This window comes from Carboxylicivirga marina (assembly GCF_016612505.1).
Lineage (GTDB): Bacteria > Bacteroidota > Bacteroidia > Bacteroidales > Marinilabiliaceae > Carboxylicivirga > Carboxylicivirga marina.
Genome location: NZ_JAENRR010000013.1, coordinates 31,627 through 51,037 on the forward strand (window position 1 = coordinate 31,627; position 19,411 = coordinate 51,037).

The 19,411-nt window shown below is 39.1% G+C and carries 16 protein-coding genes; 7 read left to right on the plus strand and 9 right to left on the minus strand.

Annotated features, from left to right (window positions below; translation table 11 throughout):
* Nucleotides 1–161: 161 nt before the first annotated feature.
* Nucleotides 162–1,406, minus strand: coding sequence for an ABC transporter permease (locus tag JIV24_RS07380; RefSeq protein ID WP_200464388.1), 1,245 nt, complete (start codon nucleotides 1,404–1,406; stop codon nucleotides 162–164).
* A gap of 191 nt (nucleotides 1,407–1,597) precedes the next feature.
* Here JIV24_RS07380 and JIV24_RS07385 point away from each other — a divergent pair, with 191 nt between their 5' ends.
* Nucleotides 1,598–3,862 carry an aconitate hydratase gene (locus JIV24_RS07385; RefSeq protein ID WP_200464389.1) on the plus strand — a complete coding sequence of 755 codons (2,265 nt, stop codon included), beginning with the start codon at nucleotides 1,598–1,600 and terminating at the stop codon, nucleotides 3,860–3,862.
* Between the two features lie 45 nt (nucleotides 3,863–3,907).
* On the opposite strand, the gene JIV24_RS07390 is transcribed toward JIV24_RS07385, so the two are convergent.
* A complete protein-coding gene (locus JIV24_RS07390) occupies nucleotides 3,908–4,783 on the minus strand; it encodes a DMT family transporter (RefSeq protein WP_317193946.1) in 876 nt (291 codons plus the stop codon).
* Nucleotides 4,784–4,901: 118 nt separating this feature from the next.
* Here JIV24_RS07390 and JIV24_RS07395 point away from each other — a divergent pair, with 118 nt between their 5' ends.
* The 3 genes from JIV24_RS07395 (at nucleotide 4,902) to JIV24_RS07405 (ending at nucleotide 8,076) form a co-directional block, all read left to right on the plus strand.
* Nucleotides 4,902–6,959 carry a S9 family peptidase gene (locus tag JIV24_RS07395; protein WP_200464391.1) on the plus strand — a complete coding sequence of 686 codons (2,058 nt, stop codon included), beginning with the start codon at nucleotides 4,902–4,904 and terminating at the stop codon, nucleotides 6,957–6,959.
* A gap of 174 nt (nucleotides 6,960–7,133) precedes the next feature.
* A complete protein-coding gene (locus JIV24_RS07400; protein ID WP_200464392.1) occupies nucleotides 7,134–7,421 on the plus strand; it encodes a hypothetical protein in 288 nt (95 codons plus the stop codon).
* A 10-nt stretch (nucleotides 7,422–7,431) separates the two neighbouring features.
* Nucleotides 7,432–8,076, plus strand: coding sequence for an oxidoreductase (locus JIV24_RS07405; RefSeq protein WP_200464393.1), 645 nt, complete (start codon nucleotides 7,432–7,434; stop codon nucleotides 8,074–8,076).
* 16 nt (nucleotides 8,077–8,092) lie between these two features.
* Here the strand turns inward: JIV24_RS07405 and JIV24_RS07410 are convergent, their stop codons facing one another.
* Nucleotides 8,093–9,418, minus strand: coding sequence for a DEAD/DEAH box helicase (locus JIV24_RS07410; protein WP_200464394.1), 1,326 nt, complete (start codon nucleotides 9,416–9,418; stop codon nucleotides 8,093–8,095).
* A gap of 131 nt (nucleotides 9,419–9,549) precedes the next feature.
* On the opposite strand from JIV24_RS07410, the gene JIV24_RS07415 reads away from it, so the two are divergent.
* A complete protein-coding gene (locus tag JIV24_RS07415) occupies nucleotides 9,550–11,634 on the plus strand; it encodes a hypothetical protein (RefSeq protein WP_200464395.1) in 2,085 nt (694 codons plus the stop codon).
* A gap of 1 nt (nucleotide 11,635) precedes the next feature.
* Here JIV24_RS07415 and JIV24_RS07420 read toward each other — a convergent pair whose 3' ends face one another.
* The gene (locus JIV24_RS07420) at nucleotides 11,636–12,583 is read right to left on the minus strand and encodes a hydrogen peroxide-inducible genes activator (RefSeq protein ID WP_200464396.1); all 948 of its coding nucleotides are present in this window, start codon (nucleotides 12,581–12,583) and stop codon (nucleotides 11,636–11,638) included.
* A 118-nt stretch (nucleotides 12,584–12,701) separates the two neighbouring features.
* Between JIV24_RS07420 and JIV24_RS07425 the strand changes: the two genes are divergently transcribed.
* Nucleotides 12,702–13,181: a Dps family protein gene (locus tag JIV24_RS07425; RefSeq protein WP_200464397.1), complete on the plus strand. Its 480-nt coding sequence runs from the start codon at nucleotides 12,702–12,704 to the stop codon at nucleotides 13,179–13,181.
* A 49-nt stretch (nucleotides 13,182–13,230) separates the two neighbouring features.
* Here the strand turns inward: JIV24_RS07425 and JIV24_RS07430 are convergent, their stop codons facing one another.
* Entirely contained in the window at nucleotides 13,231–14,445 is a 1,215-nt protein-coding gene (locus tag JIV24_RS07430; RefSeq protein ID WP_200464398.1) for a BaiN/RdsA family NAD(P)/FAD-dependent oxidoreductase, read from the minus strand.
* A 483-nt stretch (nucleotides 14,446–14,928) separates the two neighbouring features.
* Between JIV24_RS07430 and JIV24_RS07435 the strand changes: the two genes are divergently transcribed.
* The gene (locus tag JIV24_RS07435; RefSeq protein WP_200464399.1) at nucleotides 14,929–16,587 is read left to right on the plus strand and encodes a nucleoside kinase; all 1,659 of its coding nucleotides are present in this window, start codon (nucleotides 14,929–14,931) and stop codon (nucleotides 16,585–16,587) included.
* 124 nt (nucleotides 16,588–16,711) lie between these two features.
* On the opposite strand, the gene JIV24_RS07440 is transcribed toward JIV24_RS07435, so the two are convergent.
* The 4 genes from JIV24_RS07440 to JIV24_RS07455 all read right to left on the minus strand — a co-directional run bounded on the left by JIV24_RS07440 (nucleotide 16,712) and on the right by JIV24_RS07455 (nucleotide 19,223).
* A complete protein-coding gene (locus JIV24_RS07440) occupies nucleotides 16,712–17,575 on the minus strand; it encodes an SDR family oxidoreductase (RefSeq protein WP_200464400.1) in 864 nt (287 codons plus the stop codon).
* A gap of 87 nt (nucleotides 17,576–17,662) precedes the next feature.
* Nucleotides 17,663–18,166 (minus strand): cupin domain-containing protein, encoded by a 504-nt coding sequence (locus JIV24_RS07445; RefSeq protein WP_200464401.1) that lies wholly within the window; start codon nucleotides 18,164–18,166, stop codon nucleotides 17,663–17,665.
* Between the two features lie 26 nt (nucleotides 18,167–18,192).
* Nucleotides 18,193–18,690, minus strand: a complete 498-nt coding sequence (locus JIV24_RS07450; RefSeq protein ID WP_200464402.1) for a hypothetical protein — start codon at nucleotides 18,688–18,690, stop codon at nucleotides 18,193–18,195.
* Between the two features lie 2 nt (nucleotides 18,691–18,692).
* Complete coding sequence (locus tag JIV24_RS07455; protein WP_200464403.1) at nucleotides 18,693–19,223, minus strand: helix-turn-helix domain-containing protein; 531 nt, start codon at nucleotides 19,221–19,223, stop codon at nucleotides 18,693–18,695.
* Between the last annotated feature and the right edge of the window lie 188 nt (nucleotides 19,224–19,411).

Here is a 19,411-nt window from a genome sequence, read left to right on the forward strand (position 1 = left end):
TAGCACACACACTAAGAGCCTATTTTATTGGATATTACAAATAAAATAAAGTTTACATATTTTCACATATAAAAACACCTATAAATATAAAAAGACGGTATTTTTTTCAATGCGATAAACAATTGAATTGCTTAAATCACATCAAGATATACTCAGGGCAATTATTCGTAACGCAATGATTCGATAGGATCTAATTTAGATGCTTTAATGGCGGGTAATAAACCAGACAAAACACTCACTCCTAAACAAACTAACACACCAACAATAACCCAATCCCAAGGAACAATAAAACTTGATTGCATTATCATTGACATCAAATTACCAACGAAAACACCTACAACAATTCCTACAAAACCCCCAATTTGACCAATAATGATTGTCTCAAATAAAAACTGATTTCGAATGGCTTTACTACTTGCCCCTATTGCTTTTCTAATCCCAATTTCCCGAGTCCGCTCAGCCACTGCCACCAGCATTATATTCATTAATCCGATAGCTGCACCAAGAAGTGTTATTGCGCCAATTCCAAATGCTATCCAGGTCACCTGACCGGTGCTATCGATAAGTAAGCGAGATAGATTATCACTTTTGTTAATATTGAAGTTGTCTTCATCATGCACTGTCAGTCGTCGTATAATCCGGAATAAACCCGTTGCCTCTGATATGGCGATATCAACTTGCTGACTATCGTTTGCTTTAACTACAATTTTGTAAGACATACTAGCGCGGCTAAACACCTGACGCACATTGGTAACCGGCAGAAGCAATATGTTATCACTCTGTGAACCAAAGCCTGCACCCTTTTCTTCTAAAACACCAATTACACGGTACTTGGCTCCTCCGCTCACAATTACCTTATCAACAGGATTCTCATCATTCGGAAACACTTTTTTCGCTAAGGCACTTCCAATTAAAGCCACATAGCGATTATCCTTAATTTCCTGCTGAGTGAAATTTCTTCCCTTAGTAACATTATGACCTTCCACATCCAAAAAGTTCTCATCTACTCCAATCACCATCACATTCGGATTAGACTTCTCAGATTCGTGCTTAACGGTTGCTGCTCCCGTAGCAATATGAGACACTGCTACAATGGCCGGGAAATCAAACTCGTCTTTAAACTGCATGGCTTCTTTAAAAGAAATGAAACCATAACGTTTATTGCGCAACTTTCTTTTCCCAATCTGCACATTCATCCCCCGATTCTCAATAGTAAATGAATTAGCTCCCATACCTGTAAACTTTGAACTAATAGCCGATTGGATGGATGAGATAGCGGTTAATATCCCAATTAAAGCAGTCAGGCCAATTCCAATAATCAAAATTGTTAAAATCGTTCTCAACAAATTGGCTCGGATGGAACCAAGAGCAATGCGAAGATTTTCATAGATTAATGTTAACTTCATATCGGGTAGATTTCTGCTATTACAAATTGTGGCATCAAGTTAATAAAAGTATTCCAATGCCTGCTATTAACGCAACCAAATCCCATCTGAACTGTTAAAAACATGATAATTAACTAAGTTCTTTTTAGTAAGTTTGTACTTCTTATAATTTGACAGAAAATCGATAGTAATAATATTAAATCAATAGTAATATGGCTTTTGATATTAAAATGATTAAAAAGGTTTATACTGAGCTACCTGGCAAGGTTGAAAAGACTCGTCGTCTACTTAATAAACCTCTGACATTAACCGAAAAGATTTTATATGCTCACCTGGCCGATGAGACTCCTTCAAAATCCTTTGAACGAGGTACCTCATATGTCAACTTCAACCCAGATAGAGTTGCCATGCAAGATGCAACTGCTCAAATGGCTTTATTGCAATTTATGCAGGCTGGTAAATCAAAGGCTGCCGTTCCTTCAACGGTTCATGCCGACCACCTAATACAAGCCAAAGTTGGGGCTGATAAAGATTTGGCTACCGCTGAGGTAAGTAATAAGGAAGTTTATGAATTCTTGAGTTCAGTTTCGAATAAATACGGTATTGGTTTCTGGAAACCTGGTGCTGGTATTATTCACCAGGTGGTGCTTGAAAACTATGCCTTTCCGGGCGGTATGATGATTGGAACAGACTCGCACACCGTTAATGCAGGCGGACTGGGAATGGTTGCAGTTGGTGTAGGAGGAGCCGATGCTGTTGATGTTATGGCTGGCATGCCTTGGGAGCTGAAATTCCCGAAACTGATCGGTGTAAAGCTTACCGGAAAATTGAATGGCTGGACAGCCCCTAAGGATATTATTCTAAAAGTAGCCGGATTATTAACGGTAAAAGGTGGAACCGGATGTATCGTTGAGTATTTTGGCGATGGTGCTGAATCATTAAGTTGCACAGGAAAAGGAACCATCTGTAACATGGGTGCTGAAATTGGTGCCACTACATCTACTTTTGGTTATGACGACTCGATGGCTCGTTACCTTGAAGCAACTGACCGCGCCGACGTGGCAGCAGCCGCCAATGAGGTAAGAGAGCACTTAACGGCAGATGCCGAGGTATACGCCAATCCAGAACAATATTTCGATCAGGTAATTGAAATTAATTTGGATACCCTTGAGCCACATTTAAACGGACCATTTACCCCGGACAAAGCAACACCAATTTCAAAGATGCGCGAAGAAGCAGAGAAAAATGGTTGGCCTTTAAAAGTAGAAGTGGGCTTAATTGGTTCTTGTACCAATTCGTCATACGAAGACATCTCGCGCGCTGCATCTATTGCTAAACAAGCCGCAGAAAAGGACTTAAAGGCAGCAGGTGAATTTAAAATCACACCAGGGTCAGAGCAAGTACGTTACACCATTGAACGTGATGGTTTAATTAACACCTTCAATGAGATGGGTGGCGAAGTGTATGCCAATGCCTGTGGACCATGTATTGGAATGTGGGCCCGAACAGGTGCCGAAAAGCAAGAAAAGAACACTATCGTTCATTCGTTTAACCGTAATTTTGCCAAACGAGCTGATGGCAACCCAAACACCTATGCTTTTGTGGGTTCGCCTGAATTAGTTACTGCTATAGCCATTGCTGGAGATCTTGGTTTTAATCCAATTACCGACACGCTTAAAAATTCAAAAGGCGAAGAAGTTAAGCTGGACGAACCAAGTGGTTTTGAACTTCCTCCAAAAGGTTTTGCGGTTGAAGATGCAGGATATCAAGCTCCAGCTGAAGATGGATCTGGAGTTAATGTAGCTGTAAGCCCCGAGAGTGATCGATTACAACTGCTAACACCTTTTAAGCCTTGGGATGGCAAAAACATAACCGGAGCCAAACTTTTAATAAAGGCCAAAGGGAAATGTACCACTGACCATATTTCTATGGCTGGTCCTTGGTTGAAATTCCGTGGTCACCTTGATAACATTTCAAATAACATGTTGATTGGTGGCGTTAATTTCTTTAACGATGAAACCAACAAAGTCAAAAGCCAGCTTAGCGGCGAATATGGTGAAGTACCAGCTACGCAACGTCAATACAAAGCAGAAGGCATTCCAACTATAGTAGTGGGTGACCATAACTATGGTGAAGGTTCTTCACGTGAGCATGCTGCCATGGAGCCACGTCACCTTGGTGTGAGAGCTGTGTTGGTGAAGAGTTTTGCCCGGATTCATGAAACGAATCTTAAGAAGCAAGGAATGCTAGGTCTAACATTTGCTGATGAAGCTGATTATGACAAAATTCAGGAAGATGATACATTCAATTTCCTGGATTTAGATGCTTTTGCTCCTGGTAAAAACCTTAAGCTTGAGGTAGTACATGCCGATGGCTCTAACGATGTAATTGTAGTCAATCACTCATACAATAAGCAACAAATCGAATGGTTCAAAGCCGGCTCGGCATTAAACCTGATTAAAGAACAAAACAAATAGAAGAATCACTATTTTAAACTTAAAGGCTGTCAGTTTTGGCAGCCTTTATTTTTTTCTATTAATCAGATACACTCCCAATAAAACCACGCCCATAAACAATAAGTGAAAGACGGTAACTGTTTCCCCATCCAATAATCCCCACATAATCGCGAATATAGGAATTACATAAGTGACGGATGATGCAAAGACTGCTGACGTATATCTGATCAAGGTATTCATCATCAGCATTGCCAAGGCCGTGCCTACAATACCCAATATTGCCAGCGCCCCCAAATGCAGTAGCCAGTTTTCGTTTTGAATAGCTTGATTTATATCAGATGTGAAAAAATAGACAATAGCGACCGGTCCAATAAAGAAGAAGGACAAGGCTGTTATCTGAACGCCATTCAAATGAGTCAAATAATTCTTTACCACATTAATATTGAAAGCATAGCAAATGGTTGCTGCAACAATAAAAAAGGCATAACTATTAACATTTGCCAAGGACACATCATTGCCCGACGTGATTAAACCAAGAGCACCTAATAAACCAAGGGAGATACCTATTACCTGACTTATTTTTTTCTTAATGCCGAAAAACACCAATCCAACCACCAGGGTAAATACAGGTGTTAAAGAATTAAGCATACCTGCCAAAGCACTATCAATACGCGTTTGCGCTTTGGTAAAGAGAAAAGCAGGAATCAGACTCCCCACAAAGCCTGCAACCAACAATGGGATAACATCTTTGCGTTTCAATGATTTTAGATGGCGTAAGGAGACTGGCAATAGCACCAATGAAGCAAAGCCGATACGCAAGGCAGCAGCTTGCACACTATCAAAGCTTTTCAATCCAATTTTCATCAATATAAACGAGCTTCCCCACACAAATGCTAAGAGCATTAATGCTGAAAATTGAAACCATTTTTTATCCCAGGGCATAATAAAATTTTCTACGAAACTAGTATTTTTTCATTAACGAAGCTGTGAATCTAATTTATATCATACCCTTTCAAACTCAATCTTTCTATCTTTATAATTAAATTTCAATACAACAATTATGCATTCAAAAATCAGATCCTACATGATGCTGGCCCTCCTTTTCCTGGCCACAAGTTTTACCATTCACTCTCAGGGCGTCTTAACGCCAGAAGAGCTACTTCAGTTAAAATCAAGCAGAACTGTTCAGTTGCATCCTGATGGTTCAAAATTAATTTACACAGTTCATACACCTCGAACTCCAAACGAGGCTCCGGGCGGATCGCATACTAAGTACATGTTGGCAGATTTAGTAACCAATCAGAGCTCACCTCTTTTTGAAGATAACATCAAAGCAAGCACTCCAAAGTGGAGTCATGATGGACAAAATTTAGCCTTCAGAATGAAAACAGATAGTGGTTACCAAATATTTGTTATTCCTAACGGAAAGAATAAACCAATAAAAATTACCAATGAAAGTAACGGCATAAATTCTTTTCAATGGAATCCTGATGGTAAAGGCTTTGCTTACTTATCAACAACACCACTAAATAAACAAGAAAAAGCACTAAAAAAGCGTGGTTATGATTTTATCTATTACGAAGAGAATATCAAAAACGACAACTTATTCCTGATTAAAGTTGATGAGAATTTTAAACAAACTGCCAAAACCCAAATTACTAAAGAAGTAAATGTTTGGGACTTTAACTTTGATCAGAAAGGCGAACAGTTGGCTTATTCTGCTACAGGATTAAAATTGATTGATCAAAAATACATGTTTCGAAAAATCCACATCTTTAATTTAGAAAGTGGATTAGTAAAGCGTGTAGTAAACAATGTAGGCAAACTGGGCAATTATAATTTCAGTCCCGATGGCCTACATCTTTCTTACACTGGTGCTTTAAATATTAATGATCATGCTGTTAGCCAGGCTTATTGGGTTAATATCTCAAGCGGAGAAATTAAAAATATAACACCTAAAGACTACAAAGGCCACATTACCTGGGCTAACTGGAAAAACGATAAAGAAATTGTGTATCTGGCTCATGAAGGAGTCTACCCAAAACTATATACAGTAGCCATTAAAAACAACAAGCGAAAGCTATTACTTGATGCACAAACTGTTGAAATTATTTTTAGTTCACCACTCTATAGCAGCGACTTCAAATCATTTGCCTTTAGCGGAAGTACGCCCAATGACATGTCGAACATTTATAAATGGAATGGCAAAAATGAATTGATAACAGTAACAGACATTAACCCTGAACTGGCGAAAACCAAACTAGGCCAACAAGAACTCATTAATTTTTCGGCACGTGATGGTTTAAATATCGAGGGCTTATTAATGAAACCGGTAGGTTATAAACCAGACGAAAAGTATCCACTAATTGTTTATGTTCATGGCGGACCTGAGTCGCACCATTCTAATGGCTGGCTAAGCGGCTATTCAACACCAGGGCAGGTAATGACTGGCAAAGGATATTTGGTAGCGTATTTCAACTACCGGGCCAGCACTGGTTATGGAGTTGACTTTGCCATGGAAGGTTTTGAAGACCCAGCCGGCAAAGAGTTTGATGACCTGGCAGATGGCATAGACTATCTGGTTAAAAATTATGGTGCCGACAAAAACAGAGTTGGCATGGCAGGCGGCTCTTATGGCGGCTATGCTTCGGCCTGGTTTGCAACTTACTACACAGACTATATAAAAGCAGCAGCTGTATTTGTTGGCATCACCAATGTTGTTAGTAAACGAGGCACTACTGATATTCCCTATGAGGAACTACATGTTCATAGCAATAAACCATTAGAAGATATGTGGGAATTAAACCTTAAACGCAGTCCCGTTTACCACGCCCACAAAAGTAAAACTGCTACTTTAATTTATGGCGGAGCCGCCGACCCACGTATTCACCCATCCCAAAGTATAGAATTATATCGCCGTATGAAGATGAATAATCACCCGGCCGTTCGCTTGGTACAATACCCTGGCGAAGGACATGGCAATCGCAAGCAAGTGGGTCGTATTGATGTGTTATATCGCCAGATAAGCTGGATGGACTGGTATGTAAAAGACCTGAAACCATTTGATGGAGATATGCCACCATTGATCATCAGCGATAAATATGGCATAGACTGGTAGGTATCTAAGAACTAAATGAATTTGATTTTTGTTTATCAAGCGAAGTTGAAGTGAAATTGCAGGCCATTATTCACTTCAACTTCGCTCAGTGAACAAATACAAAAATGATTCGAACAACATCTGTTAATAATTTATCAAACGAAACATACTAAACTACTAATAAGCTCATCTCAAATGATTAAAAAGCCAAATCTCGACACAATTGTCTTTACCTTATGGATAGCTTACATGTTTATTGGTTTTATAAAGCTATCGGCCATTTCAAGCATTTTAGTATTAACAGGTGCCATATTAGGTTGCGCCTTATTATTCAACAGAACCAGAGGTATTCTTAAAGGTGAAATCAAGTTTCAGCTATGTTTTTATTTTTTAGTGGCACCGGTTATTTCTATTTGGTTTATCTACAGTGCCGCAACAATACTAATTGAACATTTTAGTACAGGCACACCTTTATTTCTTTAAATCTTCAACAATGAAAACGGCGCTTATAGCTGGCCCTACCGGATTAGTTGGCCAAGCTCTTCTATCATTTTTACTTGAAAGCAATCATTACGAAAAAGTGATTGCACTTATTCGACGACCTCTTAATAATGAACACCCAAAACTCATAGAACAGATTATCGACTTTGAGCAATTAGAAAACCTAAGGACCGAACATACCGTTGATGATGCATTTTGTTGCCTGGGTACCACCATTAAAAACGCCGGCAGTAAAGAAGCATTCACAAAGGTCGATTATACCTATGTAATACAATTAGCCAATTGGGCCGAACGCAATAATTGCCGTTCATTCTCAGTTATCAGTTCAGTTGGTGCCAATAGTCATACAACTAACTTCTATCTGCAGACAAAAGGCCATATGGAAGAGGCGGTATCAAAACTCAGCATCCCTTCAATGCACCTATTCAGACCTTCGTTACTTTTAGGTGATAGGAATGAGTTTCGTCTGGCCGAGAAGCTTTCTGAAAAAATCATGTATCTGTTCAATCCATTATTAATAGGACGATTCCAAAAATACAGAGCCATAAAAGCGACTCAGGTTGCACAAGCAATGCATAACAAAGCTCAAGAAGACATAAAAGGCGTCAGGATTTATGAAGGGAAAGAGATTAGATAAAGAAGATACTTACCAACTATTTCGAAACCTCCATCTTTAGTTTCTTACCTTTTATCTTTTCACCCTTTAGTACTTGCATCACCTTTTGTACTTTACTTCGTTTTATGGCTACAAAAGCACTACGATCCAAGACGTTAATCAAGCCCAATTCATCTTTTTGCAGTTGTCCTTTTTTAAGAAACAAACCAACAATATCCACTTTATTGATTTTATCTTTTTTCCCGCTTCCGATGTATATCGTTTGCCACTCGGGCAGTGCAGGTAAAGGTAAGTCCGTTTTTAGCTCATCAAATTCAACATCTTCGGTTACAAATTCAGGTATCACCTCATCTTCAGCCAAAACAAGATAAACTGTACCATCGGCGTGCATACGGGCCGTTCGACCGTTCCGGTGAATAAAAGCGTCTTCTTTGGATGGTAAATGATAATGCATCACATACTCTATTTCCGGAATATCTAATCCGCGTGAAGCCAAATCAGTTGTTATCAATAAATGATGACTCCCATTACGAAATTTTAATAAGGAACGCTCCCGTTCTTCCTGTTTCATACCACCATGAAACACATCATGAGCCACGCCCATATCCACTAAATGATTACTTATTCGATCTGCGGCATCGCGGTGGTTAACGAAAGCCAACATAGGGGCATTACCCAGCTGACTAACCAAACGAACAAAGACATCCAGCTTATCTTTACCCTCAGCCCTAACACCTTTCATCGTCAGGTTAAGTGTCTGAACATCTTCTTCAATGAAATTTAATTCCTCAGGACTTTTGATGCCTGTAAAATGCGGAATTTCGTCCATGGCCGTTGCTGATGTCAGCACACGCTGTTCTACTCCCTTCAGCTGTTGTGTAATTTCTTTCATCTCTTTTTGAAAGCCTAGCTCCAGTGCTTTGTCAAATTCATCGAGCACTAAATATCTGATAGCCGATGGACTAAAGGACTCACGTCTTAAATGATCGGCCACACGACCTGGTGTCCCTACCAACACAGCTGGTGGATGCTTAAGATTGTTAATCTCAGTTCGAATGGCATGACCACCATAACAACAATTCACTTTAAATCCGGTGCGCAAACTCTTAAACACCTGTTCGATTTGCAGAGCCAGCTCGCGAGCAGGAGCTAAAATTAAAAGCTGTACTTCCTGACTTTTTTTATCTAATTGCTCAAGCAATGGCAGCAAAAATGCCAGCGTTTTACCAGATCCTGTAGGAGAAAGTAACACCACATCGCCTTGGCGCTTAATACTGTCAATCGACGCCTCTTGCATTTCATTTAAGGAATGAATATTTAACTGACGTAAAGCTACCTGTGTTGATTTTTGTAATTGTTGCATACCGCAAAGATACGCTTTAGTTTAGTAGCTTCTATGTTACAATTTGAGGTTTTCGAACCGATTTAATCACCTGTTTATTTTTAGAACCATTTTAACCAATAAGCGTATACGCCAAATAAATTCAATTGTATATGCCCAGGCTGTTTATAGTCGCTATTTCATATTTACTTGCATCTCATATTTGTTTTAGTCAGCAATTAACTTCGCAACAAGAAGCATGGCTTTATCGGATTGTACAAAAAACACCAATCTTAAAACAAAACTGGAATGATTCTTTCCACTTCAACACCCTTCCTTTTACAACAGAAAAACGAGGACGAAAACGTTTAGATTACAATGCAATAAGCTATTATCAGACACATAACCCTCAAAGTTTGCAAATAGATTATGATGAAATTAAATCATCATCGCAAGGGTTAATTACAGAGGCCACCATCAAACTTACCCTATGGGAATTAAATGAGGAATTAAAAAAATGTATTAATCAACATATCGATTGTAACAAAGCCCTGCATGAACAGCTAACGTCGCCCCTTAAACAATATTTACCCAAACGAGGGAGTAAGAAACGACATGCACAAATTATAAATATCGTTATCCATCCTTCTTTGCCCATTTTTAAGAAAATTGAAGAACTGAACGATTCTAATGTTGATGGACTAGCACAAAAGAATTTACTCAATACCTGGAGCCAAATCATCTCCGATTATTCTTTCAATCGCAGCCATCACTTTTTTAATATTTTAACCGGAGGACAATCACTCAACAGCACTACTTTTCTGGCAGCTGGTGAAGGCAGTGGAACAGCTGGTTTATTATACGAATGGGAGCTTAACCCTAATGACAGCACCAAAACATGGTATGGTAAAGGCATTGGCCTGTTTACCTATCAGGTAAGAAACTACAAAGATGAATTAAGGTTACAAACGCATTTGACCAAACAATTAAAACTAGATAAAGATGAAGACATGGCTCTTCATACATCTTTATGGGGATTAGATTCTTCGTTTAAACCTATGTTGATTGTCACTGATGACTCAGTCAGTTATCATTTATTTGCTATTTCGGCTAAATCAGGTTTATCGCCAGACAGACATTTGAGCAATGGCATCTCTCATGTTGAGCGTATAGAAGAACACAGGCAAAGGAATATTATTACTCCGATGAAAGAAATTCAATCAAACAGCCTGTTGGATAAAGCATATAAAAACAAACAACTGACAGAAGCAGAAATCACACTATTAGAATCGGAAATTGATACACTCAGGAAGTATGAACCTGATAACATAAATGCCATTGATTATAAAAAAAGGCTCATTGATGCGAAGTTAAGTACCTTATCGAAAAAAGAACAACGTATTAATGAATTGGAACGCTCCCTAACCAACAAATACAAGTCCATTTCGAATGCCGAAAAGAAACTGATGGAGATGGAAAAACTATTAGGTCCATCGCCACAAGAATGGACCAAGGAAGACGACATTTATACGTTCAAGAATGGCGTTACCTTCGACCCCACTACACAGGATTTAGTATTTCCCGCTAGAGAAAATGAAAGAGTGATAGATGTTCGACTCGTATCGGCAGGATACACCCTTGAAGGCAAAAAGAAAGATGAAGTTCAGGCTTATATTACCATAACACTAGCACAAGAACGAGCAATTGAGCCTGAAAAATCTCAATACACAAGCATCGATACAACACTTATTAAGCACTATTTTCCGGATGAATTTGTACTTACCAACCTTCAATTGGATAGCTCAACTATTGCAAAAACTAAAACCTTTAATCACTATAAATTCACAATCGAACAACTTGCCATTTCAGATAAGCTTAAAAGTCATTCGAGCAACTACACAAACCGGAAGCGCGAATATCAATTGCCATTAACCATTGATGCTCAAAACAGAAAAACACTTATACAATTTAAATCGGCAGGCGATACCTTGCTGATTAATTGTAAAGCGTACGCTGACCCGGTGGCCACCCGTCTGTCCGTCGCATCATCTCAATTAAGGGAGCACCTGAAAGTGACAAGTAGCTCGCAAAGCAACAATAAATACCTGATTGCTCTAAGAGCTATGCATGCATTAAAAGCAATACTTGCAACACTCGACATCTCATATTCTGACTGTTCAGATGAGAACACATACCATAACCTGCAGTTGAATCAAAAAGAATTCGAAATTATATTTGACTCAATCAAGGATAAATAGCTTACTTCCATTCTACAATGTGCCCTCGGTTTTTATGTAACATTTCCTCGGGCACACTTACCTTTACCGAATGTGCTATACGATCGAGCAACAGACGTTTATAAAAAGCACGTGAATAAACTAGACTTACTTCACGCAATGGCACAGGCGACTCAAATTCCTTAACTTGCTTGTGCAGATCGAATACTAATTCCAGTGCTGCCAATCCTGGCAAGAGCGTATATCCACCTTCAGTGTCTACCATTTTCCGAATCGTATCCAGTGAGCCACTTTCAAAATGCAAGGGCAAATCAGAGCTCACATTCTCTTGCAACTCACAAAGATTGAGCACTTGCGAACGAAAACAATGCCCTTCATCTAATAGCCATAATCCCGACGATGTCAACATATCAACTGTTAAAACATCCACTTTATGCAAGGAATGATTGGGATGTGCATAGATAAGTACATCCTCATAAAAAAGCGGCTGCTCAATAATATCATTTTCCTCCAATGGTGTAACCAGAATAGCCGCATCCAACAAATCCCTTTTAAGGGCTTTAACGAGCTCTTCGGTTACCATCTCTTTGAATGAAATATTTACTAAAGGATTGTTTTTCTTAAAATGTCCGACAAAAAGAGGTAATAAGTAGGGTGCTAAAGACGGAATAATACCAATTGTAAGATTCCCTTCTATGCGCCCCGACTCTTCCCTGACAATTTCTTCCAGTCGGTTATACTCATTAATAACAACACGTGCCTGATGAATAATCTTCTTTCCTACCGGCGTTGTTAATATGGGTTGCTTGGTTCGATCAAAAATGACGATATCCAATTGTTCTTCCGCCTTCTTAATCTGCATACTTAATGTAGGCTGAGTAACAAAGCATTTTTCGGCCGCAATGGTAAACTGTTTGTAATTATCTACTGCTACCAAATATTCTAACTGTTGCAAATTAAGTCCAAGCATCTGTTTTTCAACTATTATAAACAATATCGATGCAATGTATAAAATTTATCTATTTGATTGATAATATTAGGCAAGATATATTTGTATCAGAAATTAAAACAAACAAAAACACAATATTATGAAGACAATTAACGAACTATTAGGACTTAAAAAACAAGAGAGCGAACAATTAATTAATGACCTAAATAATCTACTGGCCAATTATCAGTTATTCTACCAAAACCTTCGTGGTTTCCATTGGAATGTTAAAGGTGAGAAATTCTTTGAGCTTCACCTCAAATTCGAAGAATTATACAATGATGCAGTGGTAAAAATAGATGAGATTGCTGAGCGTATTTTAACTTTGGGAGGAACGCCAATGCATGCCTTTGCCGATTATCTCGACACTGCTAAAATAGAAACAGCTAAAAATATTACCAACGGTAAGCAGTGTATGGAGTTGACTTTAGAAAACATGGCCACTCTGGTGAAAGTTGAAAAGGCTATGCTACCTCTGGCTCAGGAGGCCGAAGATGAAGGCACCATCACTCTCTTAACCGATTACATCAGTCAACAGGAAAAAACCATCTGGATGTTACATTCATGGTTGACTAAATAATTTCATGAACTTGACCGCAGTAGGCGTCTGATATTTTCAGGCGCTTTTTTTATTTTAATTGAGCGGCCACAAATCCGGTCGACCAGGCTGCTTGCAAGTTATACCCTCCGGTGATGGCATCAATATCCAATACCTCGCCAGCAAAGTACAGATTCTCGCAAACCTTGCTTTCCATAGTGTTTAAGTTTATACTTTTTCGACTGACACCTCCGCAGGTCACAAACTCCTCTCTGAATTTGGAAATTCCTTTCACTGAATATTCATCATTGCTTAAGGTATTGATGAGCCTATTCATCCCTTTCTTACCCAATTCACTCCACTTTTTGCGGCTCGACAGCTCACATTTATCCAATAGGAAAAGCCACAAACGCTCCGATAAACCAAAGGGTTTTACATTTGCTAACACCTTATTTGGATACCGCATAACGATGGCATGCAGCTCATCCAACACCTTATCACTCCGCTGTTCATTACACCAATTAACCAGAACTTTAAAGTCATAATCCTTCTCATTAACTAAGCGAGCTCCAAAGGCCGATAATTTCAATATGGCAGGACCACTCATCCCCCAATGTGTAATCAACAATGGTCCTTCGGCTTTTAGTTTTGTTCCCTGAATACTTACCGTCGCTTTTTCAACCACCACACCCATTAATTGTGTGACTTTATCGTTGGGAATATTAAAGGTAAATAAAGATGGAACAGGCGATTCTATTTTATGCCCTAATGCTTCGAGCCAATTTAAACCGCTTTTCTTTGGTGAACCTCCAGTGGTGACAATGACTTTATCAAAAAAGGTTGAAGCTTGATTCTCATTGAGAAAATTCAACTCCAGACCATTATCTTTTGGCTGAATAGCACTTACGCCGGCCTGTGTTTTTATTTGCACACCTAATCGACGGCACTCTTTTAAGAAACAATCAATAATACTTTGAGAATCTTGAGAAACCGGAAACACACAATTATCATCCTGAATAACAAGTGGCACACCTCGTGATTGAAACCAATCCATGGTGTGAGTGGTATTAAACACATGAAATACCTTCTTGAGGCTTCGCCCTCCCCTCGGATAAGCTTCGCATAAATCGGGTATCGAAGTGCAACCATTGGTTACATTGCAGCGTCCTCCTCCTGAAATTTTCACTTTCGACAAAACTTTCCTTGCTTTTTCGAAGATGATTACTTCTGCATTTGGGTAATTCTCTTTAACTGCAATAGCTGCGAAAAAACCTGCTGCTCCTCCTCCTATAATTCCAATCCTCATTATCTGTACTACTAGTGATTCATTAAATACACTTTGCAAAATTAGAAATTAATAAATGTAAACCACCACTGGAAAGCTTGCATATCACTGCAATTGCATTTAAAAAGTAGCTTCGACAACTCAAGCCGTTGAGGCTTCACCTTTTTGCCTCCAGCTCAAAAAGGTGACAAAAAAGCCGCCGACTAAAGCACTCGTTTACCCATTATGGCAATGTTTCAGGAAAAATTTAAAAATTTCCAGCTTGTCATCAAATTTTTCTTCCCTCCACTTATGCCAATGGGTCCCAAACTGCGTTGCTTATGTCGGTATAACATCATCAAACTTAATTCCACTTTAATACCAATCATGTTTTATCATGTAAATACCATTTTTGGGCAGCCTTGAAATTGATTTCAAGCTTCAATTCTACCTTTTTATACAATAATTGCGGCCTTTATTTAGTAAAAACCTTAATTTTATTACTCAAACTTTAATACTGACAGAATGAAGACAGTTCATATAAAGTGCCTCAACAATGGCAAAGCCGGCTGTTATAAAGTAGGCACCCCTCTTGAAGAAATCGCCAAAGATCTTGGCATTAAACTTAAAACACCAATACTAGGTGCGTATGTCAACAATAAACTTCGTGAATTATCTTACGAGGTGTATCATCCAAAAACCATTGAATTTATTGACATCACACGCCCTGATGGAATGCGCATGTATATCCGCAGTTTATCGCTGGTACTATATAAAGCTGTTGATGAGTTATATCCTAAAGCCCAATTACGCATTGAGCACTCGGTATCAAAAGGCACCTATTGTTCGGTAGAAGGAGAAGAGCTAAATATTGATGATGTGTTGCGCATTAATAAACGCATGAAAGAAATCATTGCCTCTGATACACCTTTTATCCATCGCCAGGAAGAATCTGAAGAGGTAATTACACGCCTCGAACAACAGAACCAACACGATAAAACAGAATTAATTCGTCATCGCGGACAACTGTATACATCATACCACCAGTTGGAAAAACACATTGGACTATACTATGGTTACCTGGTACCTTCAACCGGCTATTTAAAGGTATTTGACCTCATCAAGTATTACAATGGCATGTTGTTGCAAATACCAAAGCGCAATAACCCCGATGAACTGGAAGACATTGTGGTGCAAAACAAGATGTTTGATATTTTCCAGGAATTTGCTGAATGGAACCGCGTATTAAATGTGCGTAACCTGGCTGACATTAATGACTCATGTTCCAATGGAAAAGCAGAAACACTCATTAAGATTTCAGAAGCACTGCACGAAAAGAAAATCGGTCATATTGCTGATATGATAGATGAACGAAAGAAATCAGTTAAACTCGTTTTGATAAGCGGTCCGTCATCAAGTGGGAAAACCACCTTTGGTAAGCGATTGGCTATTCAACTGATGGTGGCAGGCATGAAACCACTTAACCTTTCACTGGATAATTATTTTGTTAATCGAGAGAAAACGCCTTTGGATGAAAATGGAGAGTACGATTTCGAAGCTTTAAATGCTCTGGATGTTGAACTTTTTAACGAACAGCTGCTTGACTTGCTGGCTGGCAAGGAAGTGGAAATACCTAAATTCAATTTTGAAACAGGACAGCGCTACTACGATGGGGAGAAGCTTCAGATGAATGATGATAACATTCTGATTGTAGAAGGTATTCATGGTTTGAATCCTCAACTTACTCACCTGATTCCTGACCAATCAAAATTTAAGATATACGTATCGGCTCTAACGTCGGTTAATATCGATAATCAGAACCTGATACACACCACTGATAACCGCTTGGTACGTCGAATTGTACGTGATTATAAATACCGAAAATATTCAGCTCAAGATACCATTTCGCGCTGGCCAAGTGTGCGTCGTGGAGAAGATTCACACATTTTTCCATACCAGGAAGAGGCCGATGTCATGTTTAATACGGCCTTATTATATGAGCTATCGGTATTAAAACAGCAAGCTGAACCAATCCTGCTGGAAGTACAACCAAATCAACCTGAGTATACAGAAGCCAGAAGATTATTGAACTTCTTCAGTTATTTTAGACCGATACAAACCAGTGAGATCCCACCTACATCTATTATCAGGGAGTTTCTGGGGGGAAGTAGTTTTGACTATTAATCAAAATGCAATGCAAAAGGGGCTGTCTCAAAAGTATGAGTTGGTTTGGCATCAAACTTACAATTTGTAAATTTTATTGTCATGCCATATGCTTTTGAGACAGCCTCTTTTAGTTATAAATTGTTTACGCCAGCAAATCTTTCATACCAAAGGCTGTCAAAAATCCGGCATGCTGCTCGGCAACTTGTTTATTAGCCTTTTCAACAAAATCGCCCGTCATAGCATCTACCACTGTTCGCAATGGGCGCTGTCCCTTTGGTGTATCTATTAACTGAAGAACGGCATCGGGCACCATTTGAGGATCGGGCTTTACTGTTTCAAACATTTGCCCCATACCAGCACCTATCTGCTCAGGTATTTTAGCCAAATCACCATAAGCACTGGCAACACCTTGGTCAGAACCATAGGCTACCTTACCAAATATCTCAGTAGGAAATGCTCCCGGTTGTATTAACACCACATCAACACCTAATGGACGAACTTCGTAATGCAAGCCTTCCGTAAGGCCTTCCACGGCGAACTTTGTTCCATTATAAACAGTCATAAAAGGGGCAGAAAAACGCCCTAAACCACTGGATATATTGACGATTAACCCTTCGCCCTGTTTGCGCATTTGTGCCAGACTGGCTTTTGTTACACGCCACAAGCCTTTTACATTGACATCAAACATCTTCTCAATATCATCGGCCGTATAAGTCTCGGCCAATCCACCGCCATAGAAACCGGCATTGTTAACCACTACATCTAATTGTCCTTCTTTGGCAATCAAGTCCGCTACTACCCGATTCACTCCTTCACCATCCGTCACATCCAACTCTACAACATTGACATTATCTACTGCCGATAATTCCTTGGCTTTATCGGCATTTCGTCCATTCAAATCTCTGATGGTGGCATAAACCGTGTAGCCTTTGGCTGCCGCACTTTTAGCCGTTAAATAGCCAAATCCACTGTTCGTTCCGGTAATTAATACAACTTTCTTTCCCATTTCAATCGTTATTTGTGGTTTAAACTTACTCTAAAAGCAAAACACAAGTCCGTATTGAATGGTTCAAAACCAACAGGATAGGATATATTACGAATGTGTTAATTTACAAATCACCTCTTTTTGATGAGGAAAAAGGGTAATAAGCTCTTTTCGTGGTCGTAAATCAAAGTCCTCAAAACTAAAACCGGGAGACACTGTGCATCCAACTAAAGAATAAGCCTCTTCATCAGGCACTTCGGCAGCAAACCAGCAACCACCGGCAACAACAAACTGCGGTAACTCGCCAGCCAAAACATCAGCTCCAATTATATGATTAGAATAATGGCCTTCGGGCGTTATGACATGAAGCCGAATGGGCGAACCATCGTAAAAATGCCATATTTCATCTTGCTTTATCCTGTGAAAAACAGAAAAACTATCAGAAGTCAATAAAAAGTAAATACAGGTTGAATAATTCCTGCTCCCTTTATATTCTGCACCTAAGCTTTCTTCCTTTATTTCTCCAACACTTCGATAGGTTTCTTTAAAATAACCACCTTCAGGATGCGGGCTTAAGTTTAATGCTTTTATAATCGATTCTATCTTAGTCATTGTATTCTCAATTGCAATTCCACTGATTACTTGATGGCTCTGGGTAAAATATTTTCTCTCTTTACAAACCCATCTTTACTTGTCACATACAGGTAATAATCGGCCAACCCCATTTCAATATTAACATCAATCTTCAATTCTATAAATTCCATTGTTTCCGAGTCGGTTTTAAGCTGATACCGCATCGTTTTTATTAAACCTTTATCAAGCACCTGAAATAAGCTATAGCTTGCTATTTTACCAATGGTGATCGGGACATATTCATACGCCTCTTTATACATGTTGGCATTCTGTACAATTCGTCCGTGTACCAAAGCTGTCATATAATCCTTATGCAATAAATACCTCGCCCCATTTTCATTTTTAAACGACTTCAGAATATCTTTCACGATCATACTACCGCGGTTTTTCAGCTTCGGTTCAAGCTGATTCAATGGTATCTTTGGGTATTCTGAGGGTCCGCACGATGTAAAAACAATAAGTCCGATTATTATTGCAATCAGGCTACTCTGTAGTTTATTCATAGTCAGCTGTTATTATCATTAACCATTGCTTTTTCCTTATCACTAAATGTATTCAAAGCCCTGAATATAGCAAATAAAGCATTGGCTAATAATACACCAACCAAAGGCATGATGATATTAGTTTTCCAATACACCCACAGGCAACCAAGCGTTACCCCCAGCACCATTAGCTGCAGACTCATCACCTCTTTATAGTGTTTGTGCATGCCATTAACGACATTCTTTTTAGCATTCCAGATTAAAATACTTGGGAAGACAAGCGGTATGATGCTACTCAAATGCAAGAGTGCTATCCAGTTGTTATCATTCACCTCTTGAACCGCTGTACTTTCCTCCGAAGAAGTTTCAACAAACATACTGTAATCAACTTCCAGGGCTTTTGCAATCATTTGAAGAGTATAGGCACGTGGGTCCACGTCCCCATTTTCAATGCGCTGAATGGTGCGGGTGCTCACCTCTGTTTGGTGTGCCAGTTCTTCCTGTGTGATCCCTTTTTTAGTACGGAGTTCTTTAATTAGTTTACCAATTTCCATCGTTTCTTTTTTTCTTCAAATGTCACACTTATACGCTTTACAGAGCAACTACAAAAACACGACATTCACACGACATTTGCAAACAGAACACTTTTTACCAGTCACATAACTGACAAATTCATCATTGTATATCAATGTTGTTCTAAATGTTATATCAATTGGGCTGTCCGCCCAAACCCGACTTCATT

What these genes read in the sequence shown, in the direction of transcription:
- JIV24_RS07410 (WP_200464394.1), bottom strand. Translation starts at nt 9,418, where the DNA reads ATGCAACAATTACAAAAATCAACACAGGTAGCTTTACGTCAGTTAAAT.
- JIV24_RS07405 (WP_200464393.1), top strand. Translation starts at nt 7,432, where the DNA reads ATGAAAACGGCGCTTATAGCTGGCCCTACCGGATTAGTTGGCCAAGCT.
- JIV24_RS07390 (WP_317193946.1), bottom strand. Translation starts at nt 4,783, where the DNA reads ATGCCCTGGGATAAAAAATGGTTTCAATTTTCAGCATTAATGCTCTTA.
- JIV24_RS07445 (WP_200464401.1), bottom strand. Translation starts at nt 18,166, where the DNA reads ATGACTAAGATAGAATCGATTATAAAAGCATTAAACTTAAGCCCGCAT.
- JIV24_RS07455 (WP_200464403.1), bottom strand. Translation starts at nt 19,223, where the DNA reads ATGGAAATTGGTAAACTAATTAAAGAACTCCGTACTAAAAAAGGGATC.
- JIV24_RS07395 (WP_200464391.1), top strand. Translation starts at nt 4,902, where the DNA reads ATGCATTCAAAAATCAGATCCTACATGATGCTGGCCCTCCTTTTCCTG.
- JIV24_RS07440 (WP_200464400.1), bottom strand. Translation starts at nt 17,575, where the DNA reads ATGGGAAAGAAAGTTGTATTAATTACCGGAACGAACAGTGGATTTGGC.
- JIV24_RS07415 (WP_200464395.1), top strand. Translation starts at nt 9,550, where the DNA reads ATGCCCAGGCTGTTTATAGTCGCTATTTCATATTTACTTGCATCTCAT.
- JIV24_RS07400 (WP_200464392.1), top strand. Translation starts at nt 7,134, where the DNA reads ATGATTAAAAAGCCAAATCTCGACACAATTGTCTTTACCTTATGGATA.
- JIV24_RS07380 (WP_200464388.1), bottom strand. Translation starts at nt 1,406, where the DNA reads ATGAAGTTAACATTAATCTATGAAAATCTTCGCATTGCTCTTGGTTCC.
- JIV24_RS07450 (WP_200464402.1), bottom strand. Translation starts at nt 18,690, where the DNA reads ATGAATAAACTACAGAGTAGCCTGATTGCAATAATAATCGGACTTATT.
- JIV24_RS07425 (WP_200464397.1), top strand. Translation starts at nt 12,702, where the DNA reads ATGAAGACAATTAACGAACTATTAGGACTTAAAAAACAAGAGAGCGAA.
- JIV24_RS07420 (WP_200464396.1), bottom strand. Translation starts at nt 12,583, where the DNA reads ATGCTTGGACTTAATTTGCAACAGTTAGAATATTTGGTAGCAGTAGAT.
- JIV24_RS07435 (WP_200464399.1), top strand. Translation starts at nt 14,929, where the DNA reads ATGAAGACAGTTCATATAAAGTGCCTCAACAATGGCAAAGCCGGCTGT.
- JIV24_RS07430 (WP_200464398.1), bottom strand. Translation starts at nt 14,445, where the DNA reads ATGAGGATTGGAATTATAGGAGGAGGAGCAGCAGGTTTTTTCGCAGCT.
- JIV24_RS07385 (WP_200464389.1), top strand. Translation starts at nt 1,598, where the DNA reads ATGGCTTTTGATATTAAAATGATTAAAAAGGTTTATACTGAGCTACCT.